Origin of the sequence: Streptomyces sp. NPDC049627 (assembly GCF_044465645.1) — a bacterium.
GTDB lineage: Bacteria > Actinomycetota > Actinomycetes > Streptomycetales > Streptomycetaceae > Streptomyces.
In genome coordinates this window covers 1-12562 of the sequence record NZ_JBITLW010000006.1, presented here as the reverse complement: position 1 = coordinate 12562, position 12562 = coordinate 1, and the positions used below count along the sequence as shown (strand labels likewise).

The following is a 12562-nucleotide window of genomic DNA, read 5'->3' as shown; positions in this document are numbered from 1 at the left end:
CGGACGACTACGGCGTCTCTGTGCCCCGGGGCCTGGGTGGCTCGAAGGGAGGCAAGCTGCTGTGGGCCGAGTGCCGGTGACACGGCGTGAGGTGTGCGTAGCGCCACACCCCGGGATCCGGCGGCAGCCGTAACTGCCGAGCTGCGCAAGCTGCGTGAGCGCGCGGGTCTCACCTCGACACAGGCCGCGCAGCTTCTCGGAATCAAGCAGAACCAGGTCAGCAACATCGAGGCCGGCCGCCACGGCGTGAGTCCCGACCGACTCCGCACCATCGCGTGCCACTACGACTGCCCGGACGAGGAACTCGTCGAGGCACTCGCCGCCATGACGCCCGATCGCAAGCGGGGCTGGTGGGAGGAGTACCGCGAGATCCTGCCCACGGGGCTGCTCGACCTCGCCGAACTCGAGTATCACGGCACCGCCCTGCGCACCGCCCACACGTCGGGCATCCCGGGCCTTCTCCAGACGCTGGACCACGCTCGTGAGGTGTTCCGTCAGGTCGTGCCCGAACTCTCACCCCCCGAGGTGGAGCACCGCGCCTCCTTCCGGCTCAAGCGCCAGGCAGTGCTCTTCCGGAAGGACCCCGTCCCATACCGGGCGATCATCCACGAGGCCGCCCTGCACATGAGGTTCGGCGGACGTGACGTCGCCAGACAGCAGCTGAAGCACCTGCTCAAGATGAGCGAGCACCCCAACATCTCGATCCACGTCATCCCGTTCGACGCAGGCGGTTACCCCGGAGCCGGCCAGCCCATCTACTACGTCCACGGAGCCGTACCGCAGCTGGACACCGTCCAGCTCGACCAGTCGCACGGCATCGTCCTGCTGGACGCGAAGGCTCAACTCGACAAGTACCGGAAGGTCCTGGATCGCCTGACGGCCCTCAGCCTGATCGAGCTGGAATCACGCGCTCTGATTCAGAGCATCATCCGGTCCCTCTGAGAGGCAAACATGACCACCACCCCCTGGCAGAAGTCCTCGTACTGCGGCGAAGGCGAGTCCTGCGTCCACGTCGCCTCCGCCACCGAAACGATCCGCCTGACCGAAAGCAGCGACCCGACCGGCGCGATACTCAAGGCCACCCCGGCCGCCTTCTCCGCCCTCCTCACCACCCTCAAGAAGGACCCCCACCATGCCTGACATCCCCCCGAACCTCACCTGGGAACGAGCCGCCCCACCCGACGCCACCGGCCCCGGCCCCTGGATCGAGATCGCCTTCGGCGAGGGCGACGACGGCGAGGCGCCCGTCTACATCCGCGAGACCAGCGACCCGGACAACGTGGTCACCACCAACCGCCGCAAGTGGGACGCCTTCGTCCTCGGCGTCCAGGCAGGCGAGTTCGACCACTTCGTGGATTGACGTGCCCGGCGTCGGTCGCGTCCACGGACATGGTGTACGGCGGCTGCGGTCCACCGTCTCGTGGCTGTTCAGTCTCAATGGAGAGCCTTGAATTCCAGGCACTTTGCCGCCCAAGGTGAGACTTAGCGCCCAATGGCCAGGCACCGAGCCGTACTCCACGCCCATGGACGCGGCCCAGCTTCCTCAGAGCGGGCCGCCACCGCCCTTGCCAGGGCAGCGGCCTCCGTCGGGAGTGCCAGGGATCGCGGCCAGGGCGCCCTTACATGCTTCTTGCCGCCATCCCGCAAGTCTCACAACCCGCTTGCTGCACCGCCAGCTGGCTGCCCAGCATCGCCGTCACCATCGCGAATCGAACTGCGGTTCCGGCGCATCGGGGGCCTGGCGTGACGTTGATGATGGCGATGGCCGCCCTCTGGGGCGTGCTGCAACTGTTCGCGATTTCCTGGCCGGCGCGCTCGGTCCGCCTGTCGACCGTGTTGCTGGCCCTCGCGGCGGGCGTGTACGGATGCGGTGTGGCGACGGCGTTGATCCAGCTCGCCTACACCCGCCTCTACGCGGAGCAGTCGGGGCAATCGCTGGTGATGGTCGTGAACACCACCAGCTACACGGTGGCCCCCTGGGTGGAGGAGTTACTCAAGGCCACCCCGCTGCTGCTGGCTGGTTTGAGCCTGAAGGTTCGCCGCCAATGGGGTCTGACCGACTTCGTGGTGGTGGGCGCGGCCCTGGGGGCCGGGTTCGGGCTGCTGGAGGCGGTCCTCCGGTTCGGCCTGGACGCGGAGCGGTTGGCGCCCTCACCGCCGAGGCCGTCCTCAACGCCGGCCTCCTTGGCACTGCCGGGCTCGTCCTCATGGGGGTGGGTGCCTCGAACGGGGGCGGTATCGGCGGCGACGGCGTGCCGTCAGAGTCCAACCGAGGGACGTCAGACTCGGTCCCGGGGAAGGGGCCATGGCAGGCTGGCGACAATATCGAAGGACCTGCCAGGGGCAAGCAGTTGCGCTTCCCCAATTCCCGGCACACGGTCTCGGGGTCGGGCAGCGGCATGGTCAAGGAACGGAACAGCGTCATAATGCGCGGTCGCGAGCAGGAAGTGGCCCGAGACATCGAGGAAATCGCTGCGGGAAGAGCCAATTTCAACACCTCAACAAGCCGCTACGAAGTCGATGGACGTTCCTACGGAGTCGAGGAGAACGGCACGATGTTCCCCGACAGCGGGCCGGGCATTGTGCAGCTCGACAGGATCGAGTACGCGGCCCTGAAGCAAGTGACCCGAGCGAAGGGCGACCTCTCGGCTGCACCACAGCTCACGAGAGACCCGAAGTTCGTCAACCATCCGGAGGCCGTGCAAAAGGCCCTGAAGATCTACAACGGGATCACACCATGATGTACAACCTGCTCGTCACCGGCGCGGCGACGCCCTCCAAGCTCCGTGCCGCACTGGCAACGGCCTTTCATATCGCCGTCCACGACGTGGACGTGGTCGACGCATTCGGTGATCCCGATCAAAGGAACTGGGGCGCGGCCGTGTCCTGCGAATACACAGCACTTCACGGCGACCTGTCATGGGCCTTGGATCTCTATGCCCAGGAGTTCGTCTCGAACCCGCCGAAAGAGGAGGCCCTGGCAAAGGAACTTGCCGCTCTGATCGGACAATTGGTGTTCTTCTCGGCTGCTGAAGAACTTCCGAGCGCCTACTGGGTGGCCTCTCCTGACGGGCGCTTCACCCGGGCGCGGGTAGTCGTCTCCGACGACGAAGAACCCGTGTATCGCGTCGATGCCGTGGAGAAACCGCTCCAGCGGCTGCCCGGAGCCCACGTCATGCGGATCGCGGAAGTGGTCGGGGAGCTGAAGATCCCCACCCCGCTCACCGACACCTTCCGCGAGCGGCTTTCGGCGCAGGAATCGGTCTCGGGCGCCCCGGGCTGGGATGCGTGGACCCGCCTGGGAGCGTGGGAGAAACTGGTGGCTCACATGGCATCGGGATGGGCAGGCTCTGGCTGGTGCCCTCCCGATCTGTACCGGGACAGACTCGAGGCGAGGGATGGCCTGGAACGTGTCGCGCCTCGGCTTGCGGAAGCGATCGCAGGTGAGCTGTGGAGTGTGCTTCATCGATTGGACAGTGCCTATGCCGGGCTCACCGTGGAAGACAAGGGGGGCGAGCTGGCCGGGCTCCTGCTCGGGGCGAAGGCGCGACAGCGACAGCTGGGCTGGTGGTGGTACCGGCGGCCGGAGCCACTGCCCTGGTAATCGGGCCAGAGGCTCACTGACCTCTCCTCCCGAGCCCTGATGAACCCTTGGAGAACTATGAGGCAGGTACTTCCGCCAGGGCAGCGCTTCTACGAAATCGACCATCTTCTGACGGCGTACGCGCGTAGCGGCTCCACGTTCTCCGACACCGCCGAGACTCCCGGTCCCGGTTTGATTTCCTACCTCAGGGTCGTGGTCCCGACCCCGCGCGTGGCGCTACGGCCGTTCGACGGATCGACGACCTGCTCACCGTCGGACTGTTCGGGGAAGAGATCGCCGACGAAGTCGATCCGCTACCGCGCATCCAACCGCCCGCCGGAATGAGCGTGGAGGACTGCCTGCGCGCCGGAGGCCGCCCCCATCGGCTGACCCTCCGTCACCAGACCCGCTCGACAGGCCGTGAGGCCCACGGGCCGCGCCGGGTAGCCTTCACCCTGAGAACAACGACACGAACCGTCACCCGCCCAGCTCACCCGACCGGCCGTCAGAAGCGGCACCCGGCGTGAAGAGGCCTAACGACGCAACCGCACGACAGGTTCCGCTCAGGCCTCATTGCCCGGCGTGACCTGCCGTGATACACAGAGTGACCGTACGAGGTATTCGTACGAATCCCGCCCATCAATGACGCCAAGTCGACATACGACGGCGACAATGTCGGCGAGAATGAGGCCTGACCTCTGCGCAGCGCAGGGGACTGCGGAACTACCCAACAGGGGCGGTGACTTACATGCTTTTTGCGGCCGATAAGGGCGACATCAACACCATCATCGGCGGGATCGCTCCGGACTGGGGCCCCTTCGGCAGCCTGGGCAACGAGGCGAAGGTGATGATCGAGGTCGTGATGGCGGTGGCCATCCTGATCTGCCTCGGCATCGCCATCTGGGGCGCGGCGAAGCAGCGCATCGGTGCGACGGCCCTGCGCGACACCTTCAGCGCGGAACAGGGCAAGGGCCTCATCATCGCGGGGCTGACCGGCGTCTTCATCATCGGCTCACTGGGCACGCTGTTCACCATCGTGTACGGCATGGCCGTTTGACCGTTCCCTCTCCTCCGTCCGCCCCGGGCACGCCCGGTCTCCCCGTCCCCCACCCACCCGTCGTGCCCACCGGCTGAGGTTGCGTTTCCCTGATGTCGAGTCACCACACCGCGCCCATGCGGGAACCAGCACGGCTACCGTCGTACTCCAACGTGTTTTCGTCCGACGTCGAGGGGGCGTACGCGGCATGAGTCTCGGAGACGAGCGGGATGCCTCCGGCGGTTACGGAGGCTCAGGTCAGACCCGCACACGGCTGCCCGAGAGCAGCGGTGACGTGTACGGGGGCGCGCGGCGAGGCGGCCGCTCGTCGTCCCGGAGCCTGGTCACCGTGGTCGGCGTGGTGGCCCTCCTCATCGCAGCGATCGCCTTCGCGAACCGTGGAGGCGACGGCTCCGCTTCCGCGGGGGGCGACGAGAACCAGCCGAAATCTGCGGCCACGGCAGCGAGCGGGGCTCGGCCGGTGCAGGGGAAGAACGGGGGGATTCCGGCGGGGTTTGCGCATGATCAGCAGGGGGCGGAGAGTGCAGCCGCCAACTATGCGGTGGCGTTGGGCTCCGCCGACATGTTCAACAAGCTCAAGCGTGACGCCATCCTGCAGACCATCATCACGCCCTCCCGCGTCTCCGAGTTCGAGACGACGCTGGATCAGGCGTACACCACCGCATTCAACAAGAACGTCGGCCTGAACGACGACGGCTCGACACCGGCGGGGTACACGTTTGTATCCCGTACGAGCCCGATCGGCACCAAGATCACCGAGTCCACCGCCAACGACGCAACTGTTGAGGTCTGGTGCAGCGGCCTCCTCGGCCTGGCCGGGGAGAACTCGACAAACCCCGTCACCAACAGCTGGTTCACCATCACGATGAAGCTCGAATGGACCGACGGTGACTGGAAGATCGTGACTCACTCTCAGAAGGACGGCCCCGCGCCCGTTCCCGGCGATGACAGGGCCTCCAGCGCCGACGAGATGGCGAAGGCCGTCGAGGAGTACGGAGGGTTCACGTATGCCCGCTAACCGCCGCGCCCTCAAGCTGGCTGCTGTCGTCACGGCTGTACAGACGACAGCCGTCCTCATGGCCACCCGCGCCTTCGCCGCGCCCACGCCCACCCCGTCGGCGAGCAACGACCCCTGCGACCTGATCCACGGCCCCGCCAAGGACTACTGCGAAAAAGACAACGGCGGATCCGGCCCCCGCTCCGGCGGCCCCTCCCTGACCGACCCCACCTCCACCCTCGACCCCCTCTCCTCCCTCGCCAAGGGCTGTGCCGACGCCGCCTCCTGGACCGTCGACATGCTCAGCAAGGCCGTGAAGGAGACGGCGACCGTCGACTTCACGAACCTCACGTTCCTGAAGCACTACGCCGTGGTCTTCGCGGCGTCGGCGATCCTCACGCTGCTCCTCTGGCTGCTCGCCGTGGCCAAGAGGGCCGTCCGGGGCGTCCCGTTCGCGACGGCCCTGTCGGAAGCCATCGGGTTCCTCTGGCTGACCGTGCTGGCGTCGGCCTTCACACCGCTCATCCTCTACACCGTCGTCTCCGCGACCGACGCCGTCAGCGACGTCCTCGCGAAGGCCACCGGCGACCAGACGGACACGTTCTTCGGCACGTTCTCCGAGGCCCTCGAGAAGGGCAACGACATCGGCGGCGGCCCGATCATGCTGATCCTCGTGTCGCTGATCTCCATCCTCGCCGCGGGCGTCCTCTACCTGGAGCTGTATCTGCGGGCCGTACTGCTGTACGTCGGCGCCCTGCTCGGCGTCGTCGTCTACGCCGGCCTCGTCGACAAGGACCTGTGGGGCCACGTCCGCCGCTGGGCCGGCATCATGATCGCGGTCATCCTGGTCAAACCCGTGATCGTCATCGTCCTCGGCCTCGCCGGCGCCCTCGCCACGGAAGAGGGCCCCGACTCCCTCGCCGCCGTGGTCTCCGGCCTCGCCATCATCCTGCTCGCGATCTTCGCCTCGGCGATGATCTACCGCTTCGTCCCCGGCTTCGGCGACGAAATCGCGAACACCCGCAACAACCGCATCATGCGCGGCGCCGAAAGCAAGGCCGCCGCCGTGATCAGCTCCCCGGCGACCCTCGTCGCCCAGGGCATCAAGACGCACAGCTCCCGCGCGGACAACAACGGCGGCTCAGGCCAGTCGAGCTCTCCCCGCCCCTCGAACCCCGCCTCCGGCGGCGTCGCCGCGCACAGTTCGCGCTCCTCGAACGGGGGCGGCGGATCTGTCCCCTCCGCCGCACCCGCACCCCGTTCGAGCAGCCCCGTGAACACCCCCCACGCCAGCAACACCCGCAACAGCAGCACTCGTTCAGGAGGTGACGGGCGTTGACGACCGAGTCCCATGTGTCCCATCCGGTCACGCCCCGCCGTACATATCTGATCGGCCGCGCCCGGCCGAACGCGATCGTCGGCCGCAACCGCGAGACCGGCGAGATCGCGCTGATCATCACGGGCGCGTTCCTCGGCATGATGTGCGGACTTCTCGTCCCCGTCCTGTCCGCGCGCATCGTGCTGCTCATGGGCTTCCCGCTGCTCGCGCTGGCCGCGGTCTACGTGCCGTACAAGCACCGGACCTTCTACAAGTGGTTCGAGATCAACCGCAGCTACAAGCGCACCCTCCGCCAGGGCACGACCTACCGCTCCGGCGCCATGGAGGCCGGCACACACCTGGACGGCCGCGAGGTCGAGGTCGGCCCCCCGCCCGGCATCGGCCGCATCACCTGGCTGGCCGCCCCCTTCGGCCCCGACGAGATCGCCGTACTGCTCCACGCCGACCGCCGGACCGTCACAGCGGCCATCGAGATCGAGGGCCCGGGCGTCGGCCTGCGCGACTCCGAGGACCAGGAAGCCCTCGTCGACCGCTTCGGCACCCTCCTCAAGCACGTCGCGAACGGCGACGGCTTCGTGACCCGGCTCCAGATGCTCGCCCGCACCCTCCCCGCCGACCCGGACGCCCACGCCAAGGACGTCGCCGTACGCGGCGACGACCGGGCCCCGGGCTGGCTGCAGCAGTCGTACGACCAACTCCAGTCGATGGTCTCGACGAGCAGCGAGCAGCACCGCGCCTACCTGGTCGCCTGCATGCACTACACCCGCGAACTGGCCGCCGAGGCCATGGCGATGGCCCGCGCGGCCCGCCCGCACGGTGGCAAGGTCGACCGGGACTCCGGTCTCGCGGTCGTCATGGCACGCGAGCTGACCGACATCTGCTCCCGCCTGCAGGAGGCGGACATCCGCGTCCGCCAGCCCCTGGGCCAGGGCCGTCTGGCCTCCCTCATCCACTCCATGTACGACCCGGACCACCCGATCGACCACATCCAGGCGATGACGAAGCGCAACGCCTGGCCGGCCGAACTGGACGCCGTGGAGCCCAATTTCCTCCAGGCCAAGACCCGGGAGTCCGCCACCCGCGCCCCCTGGTGCCACGCCACCGCCTGGGTGAAGGAGTGGCCGATGACCCCGGTGGGCGTCAACTTCCTGGCGCCCCTGCTCGTCCACACCCCGGACGTCATCCGCACGGTCGCCGTCACGATGGACCTCGAACCCACCGAGGTCGCCATCGAGCGCATGCTGACCGAGAAGACCAACGACGAGGCCGAGGCCAGCCGCGCCGCCAAGATGAACCGCACCGTCGACCCCCGCGACGTCGCCGCCCACAACCGCCTCGACCAGCGCGGCGAGGACCTCGCCAGCGGAGCCGCCGGCGTCAACCTCGTCGGCTACATCACCGTCTCCTCCCGTACCCCCGAGGCCCTGGCCCGCGACAAGCGGACCATCCGGGCGTCCGCCGGAAAGTCGTATCTGAAGCTGGAATGGTGCGACCGCGAGCACCACCGGGCATTCGTCAACACACTCCCCTTCGCCACCGGCATTCGGAGGTAGGACCTGATGCGGGACCCGCTGTCCGTCCTCACCGACGCCTTCACGTCCTTCCTCTTCGGGAAGGTCGAGACAACCCGGCTGCCGGTGCGCACGTCGACGGGCCAGGCCCAGGCGGTCTACCTCCCGACCGCCGCCCCCGGCCTCGGCGACTCGGGCGTCATCATCGGCCGCGAGGTGTACTCCGGGAAGGGCTACATCTACGACCCCTTCCAGCTGTACGGCCAGCAGCTCCCGGCCCCGCACTGGCTGGTCCTCGGCGAGTCCGGCAACGGCAAGTCGGCCCTGGAGAAGACCTACGTCCTACGGCAACTGCGCTTCCGCGACCGCCAGGTCGTCGTCCTGGACGCCCAGGGCGAGGACGGGGTCGGCGAATGGAACCTCATCGCCCAGGAGCTGGGGATAACGCCGATCCGCCTGGACCCGACGGCGGCCCTGGACCACGGCATCCGCCTCAACCCGCTCGACCCCGCGATCACGACGACGGGCCAGCTGGCGCTCCTGAGGACCATCATCGAGGTCGCGATGGGCCACGGCCTCGACGAGCGCTCCGGCTTCGCCCTGAAGGTCGCGCACGCCTACGTCAACGAGACCATCATCGAACGCCAACCGGTCCTGACCGACATCGTCGAGCAGCTACGACACCCAGAGCCGGAGTCGGCCGAGGCGATGAACGTCGCCATAGACGACGTACGGGCGTGGGGCCTGGACGTGGCGCTGGTGCTGGACCGTCTGGTCGACGGTGACCTGCGCGGCATGTTCGACGGCCCGACGACGGTCGGCATCGACCTCGACGCGCCGCTCATTGTGTTCGATTTGTCCCACATCGACCGCAACTCCATCGCCATGCCGATCCTGATGGCGATCGTCGGCGTCTGGCTGGAGCACACCTGGATCCGCCCCGACCGGAAGAAGCGCATCTTCCTGGTCGAGGAGGCCTGGCACATCATCAACAGCCCGTTCGTGGCCCAGCTGTTCCAGCGCCTGCTGAAGTTCGGCCGCCGGCTGGGTCTGTCCTTCGTGGCCGTGGTCCACCACCTGTCGGACGTCGTGGACGGAGCGGCGGCAAAGGAGGCGGCCGCGATCCTCAAGATGGCCTCGACACGGACGATCTACGCCCAGAAGGCCGACGAGGCGAGAGCGACGGGCCGCGTCCTGGGCCTCCCCCGCTGGGCGGTGGAGATCATCCCGACCCTGACTCCCGGCATCGCGGTGTGGGACGTCAACGGCAACGTCCAGGTCGTCAAACACCTGGTCACCGAGACCGAACGCCCCCTGGTCTTCACCGACCGCGCGATGACCGAATCGTCGAGCGACCACCTCGCCGACGACGCTCTGCGCGCCGCCGAACTGGAGGCGGAGGAGCGGGCGGCGGCCTTCGTGGAGCAACACCTGGGCGACTCCGAATCGACGGTGGCGTAAGGGAGCAGGCAACGTGAGACCGGACGACCACCGCGGGCACCGGGACATCCGGGAAGGCCGAGGCAGCCAGGGAGGCATCCCCGACGGCCTGCTGATCGGCATACTCGCCTTCCTCCTCGGCATGACGCTGCTGGTCTGGACGGCGACGGGCCTGGCAGCGTTGTTCGCCCACGGCACCTGGCCGTCCGGGGTCACCTTCACCCGCACCCCCCTCGCCATGCGCCACCTGATCGCCAAGCCCCACGACATCCCCGGCGCCTGGCCGGACACCCCGACGGACCAGCTCTCGGGCTACGGGCTGTTCTGGGGCCTGTTCATCGGCCAGTGCATGGTGCTGGTCGTCCTCACCGTGTTCGTCCTGGGGACGGTGGCGAGATGGCGCGCGGTCCGGGCGGGGCGGCGTGCCGGGAAGACCGGGGGTGCGGGGGACCCGGTGGGGTCTGAGGGATCCGCTGGCAGTGGGCCGGCGGAGGCTTGGGGCTCCACTGCCGGAGCCGCCGCCGCTGGAGCCGCGAGCACGTGGGGCTCGGCCACTGAGGCCGCAGCCGCCGGCGCCGCCGGCACTGGCCCCGGTCCGGCGCCCGCCCAGGGCGAGGTGCCTGCGCCGCGGACGGAGGGGCAGGCGCCGGGGGCCTGGCAGGGCGGGTACCGGCCGCAGGCGGTACGTCCCGACGCGGGCCGACCGACGACGGTGGCGGGGGCGACGGGACGCAGCGAGGGGGCGGTGCCGGAGACGGGGTCCCACGGCCCGCTGCTCGCCGAACCGGTGAGCGGGTGGGAAAAGATCCTCGTGGCCCCAAGGGAAAGCCGCCAACAAACCGCCACCCGAGCAGTGCGCGACGCGGAAGGCCCCACCCTGGTAGTCACCTCGAACCCGGCCCTCTGGCAGGAAACCAAAGACGCCAGAGCCAAACTGGGCCCGATCCACCTCTACGACCCCACCCACCTCTGCGACACCCCGGCCCGCCTCCACTGGTCCCCCACAGCGGGCTGCGAGGACAAGAAAACAGCAATGGACCGAGCGGCCGCCCTCCTCGCCCCGGTCCGCCCGACCTCCACACTGGACCAGGCCCTCGCGGCGGTAGCCGAAACGCTCCTGCGCAGCTACCTCCACGCCGCTGCCATCGACGGCCGCACCATCCGCCACGTCCACCGCTGGTCCCAGGGCACCCAGGTCCAGGACGCCGTACGCATCCTCCGTACGAACCCGAAGGCGGCCCCAGGCGCGGCAGGCGAACTCGAAGCAGCCCTCACGGCCCACCCCGAACGCCGTGACATGGCCCAGGAGTTGACCACCAGGGCCCTCTCCGCCCTCCACACCGTCAACGTCCGAGAGGCCTGCACTCCAAACCGAACTGATGCCCTCGCCTTGGATTCCTTCGTCCATGAAGGGGGCACGCTTTATCTAGTGGGTGAGTCCATCGAGGACCCCCGAGCCAATCCGGGCGCCATGCCACTCCTGACGGCCCTCGCCGCAAGCGTGGTCGAGCGCGGCCGGCGCATGGCCGAACGGTCATCCTCCGGTCGCCTCGACCCACCACTGACGCTCGTCCTGGACGACGTCGCCGCCGTGGCTCCGCTTCCCCAGCTCCCGGAGCTGCTGGCCACCGGAGCGGACCGGGGTATGCCGACCCTGGCCCTGCTCCGGTCTCGGGAACAGGCCCGCTCCCGCTGGCCGCACGACGAACTGCCGGTATAGGCCGACCGGTCAACCGGCCCGCACGCTACGGCCGCTCGAAGACGAACTCCAGCTCCTTCTCGTCCGGCTTCGCCTCCAGCGGCACGACAAGGCCACTCGGCACGAATCCCACCTTGCGGTAGAACCGCGACGCCCGCCCGTTGTCCTCATGCACGATGAGCCGCGCCCGCTCGGCACCCCGCCCCCAGGCCCACTCCAGGGCGGCATCGAAGAGCACCTCGGTCAGCCCGCTGCCCCGCTCCTCGGGCCGTACGAACACACCGACGACATGCCCCTGCTTCCGCTCCACCGGAAACCCGGCCCAGTCGGTCGTCCCCGGCTCCTCCAGAAGCACGGTCACCGTCCCGACCCACCGCCCGTCCGGCCCCTCGGCGATGATCGTCTGCGCCTTGTCGGCCCCTTCACAGGCTCCGGCAGCCCGCTCCTGCCAAAACGAATCAGGCCGGGCCGCGGCCTCCTCGTAGGTCTCCAGAAAGGCGAGGTGCGCGACGGGGTCCTGCAGCGCGGCCAGCCGCAGTTCCTTCGCGGCGGGCCACTCGTCGGCACGTATGGAGCGGATTACGTAGTTCATGACGGCCACAGTAGCCGAACGCAGAAAACCCCCGTACCGAATAAACGGTACGGGGGTTTTCTCAAGAATTGTTCGGCGGTGTCCTACTCTCCCACAGGGTCCCCCCTGCAGTACCATCGGCGCTGTAAGGCTTAGCTTCCGGGTTCGGAATGTAACCGGGCGTTTCCCTCACGCTATGACCACCGAAACACTATGAAACTGACAACCGAACCATGTGTGGCACATGGGGCTGTTCGTGGTTTCAGAACCAACACAGTGGACGCGAGCAACTGAGGACAAGCCCTCGGCCTATTAGTACCGGTCACCTCCACACGTTACCGTGCTTCCAGATCCGGCCTATCAAC

The 12562-nt window shown here is 68.3% G+C and carries 13 protein-coding genes and 2 rRNA genes; 12 read left to right on the top strand and 3 right to left on the bottom strand.

Features of this window, described 5'->3' with window-relative positions; translation table 11 throughout:
• Positions 1-93 precede the first annotated feature (93 nt).
• From ACIBU0_RS17035 to ACIBU0_RS16980, 12 genes are all read left to right on the top strand, one after another.
• Positions 94-942: a helix-turn-helix domain-containing protein gene (locus ACIBU0_RS17035; protein WP_398818353.1), complete on the top strand. Its 849-nt coding sequence runs from the start codon at positions 94-96 to the stop codon at positions 940-942.
• 9 nt (positions 943-951) lie between these two features.
• Positions 952-1140 carry a DUF397 domain-containing protein gene (locus tag ACIBU0_RS17030; protein WP_398818350.1) on the top strand — a complete coding sequence of 63 codons (189 nt, stop codon included), beginning with the start codon at positions 952-954 and terminating at the stop codon, positions 1138-1140.
• Positions 1133-1360 carry a DUF397 domain-containing protein gene (locus ACIBU0_RS17025; protein WP_398818348.1) on the top strand — a complete coding sequence of 76 codons (228 nt, stop codon included), beginning with the start codon at positions 1133-1135 and terminating at the stop codon, positions 1358-1360. The genes ACIBU0_RS17030 and ACIBU0_RS17025 overlap by 8 nt, the downstream gene beginning before the upstream one ends.
• 392 nt (positions 1361-1752) lie before the next feature.
• On the top strand, positions 1753-2427 hold the full coding sequence (locus ACIBU0_RS17020) for a PrsW family glutamic-type intramembrane protease (RefSeq protein WP_398819612.1): 675 nt from the start codon (positions 1753-1755) through the stop codon (positions 2425-2427).
• Complete coding sequence (locus tag ACIBU0_RS17015) at positions 2427-2741, top strand: hypothetical protein (RefSeq protein ID WP_398818345.1); 315 nt, start codon at positions 2427-2429, stop codon at positions 2739-2741. Before ACIBU0_RS17020 ends, ACIBU0_RS17015 begins: the two co-directional genes overlap by 1 nt.
• Complete coding sequence (locus ACIBU0_RS17010; RefSeq protein WP_398818342.1) at positions 2738-3604, top strand: hypothetical protein; 867 nt, start codon at positions 2738-2740, stop codon at positions 3602-3604. The genes ACIBU0_RS17015 and ACIBU0_RS17010 overlap by 4 nt, the downstream gene beginning before the upstream one ends.
• Positions 3605-4331: 727 nt before the next feature.
• Positions 4332-4640, top strand: coding sequence for a hypothetical protein (locus ACIBU0_RS17005; protein WP_004000049.1), 309 nt, complete (start codon positions 4332-4334; stop codon positions 4638-4640).
• A 187-nt stretch (positions 4641-4827) separates the two neighbouring features.
• Positions 4828-5658 carry a hypothetical protein gene (locus ACIBU0_RS17000; protein WP_398818338.1) on the top strand — a complete coding sequence of 277 codons (831 nt, stop codon included), beginning with the start codon at positions 4828-4830 and terminating at the stop codon, positions 5656-5658.
• Positions 5648-6976: a hypothetical protein gene (locus ACIBU0_RS16995; protein WP_398818335.1), complete on the top strand. Its 1329-nt coding sequence runs from the start codon at positions 5648-5650 to the stop codon at positions 6974-6976. The genes ACIBU0_RS17000 and ACIBU0_RS16995 overlap by 11 nt, the downstream gene beginning before the upstream one ends.
• Positions 6973-8529, top strand: a complete 1557-nt coding sequence (locus tag ACIBU0_RS16990) for an SCO6880 family protein (protein WP_398818332.1) — start codon at positions 6973-6975, stop codon at positions 8527-8529. The genes ACIBU0_RS16995 and ACIBU0_RS16990 overlap by 4 nt, the downstream gene beginning before the upstream one ends.
• Before the next feature lie 6 nt (positions 8530-8535).
• The gene (locus tag ACIBU0_RS16985; RefSeq protein ID WP_398818329.1) at positions 8536-9948 is read left to right on the top strand and encodes an ATP-binding protein; all 1413 of its coding nucleotides are present in this window, start codon (positions 8536-8538) and stop codon (positions 9946-9948) included.
• 13 nt (positions 9949-9961) lie between these two features.
• A complete protein-coding gene (locus ACIBU0_RS16980; RefSeq protein WP_398818326.1) occupies positions 9962-11647 on the top strand; it encodes a type IV secretory system conjugative DNA transfer family protein in 1686 nt (561 codons plus the stop codon).
• Positions 11648-11672: 25 nt separating this feature from the next.
• Here the strand turns inward: ACIBU0_RS16980 and ACIBU0_RS16975 are convergent, their stop codons facing one another.
• The 3 genes from ACIBU0_RS16975 to ACIBU0_RS16965 form a co-directional block, all read right to left on the bottom strand.
• Positions 11673-12218, bottom strand: a complete 546-nt coding sequence (locus ACIBU0_RS16975) for a GNAT family N-acetyltransferase (RefSeq protein ID WP_398818324.1) — start codon at positions 12216-12218, stop codon at positions 11673-11675.
• Positions 12219-12288: 70 nt separating this feature from the next.
• Positions 12289-12405 (bottom strand): 5S ribosomal RNA (gene rrf / locus ACIBU0_RS16970).
• Between the two features lie 84 nt (positions 12406-12489).
• Positions 12490-12562 (bottom strand): 23S ribosomal RNA (locus ACIBU0_RS16965); the annotation flags it as partial.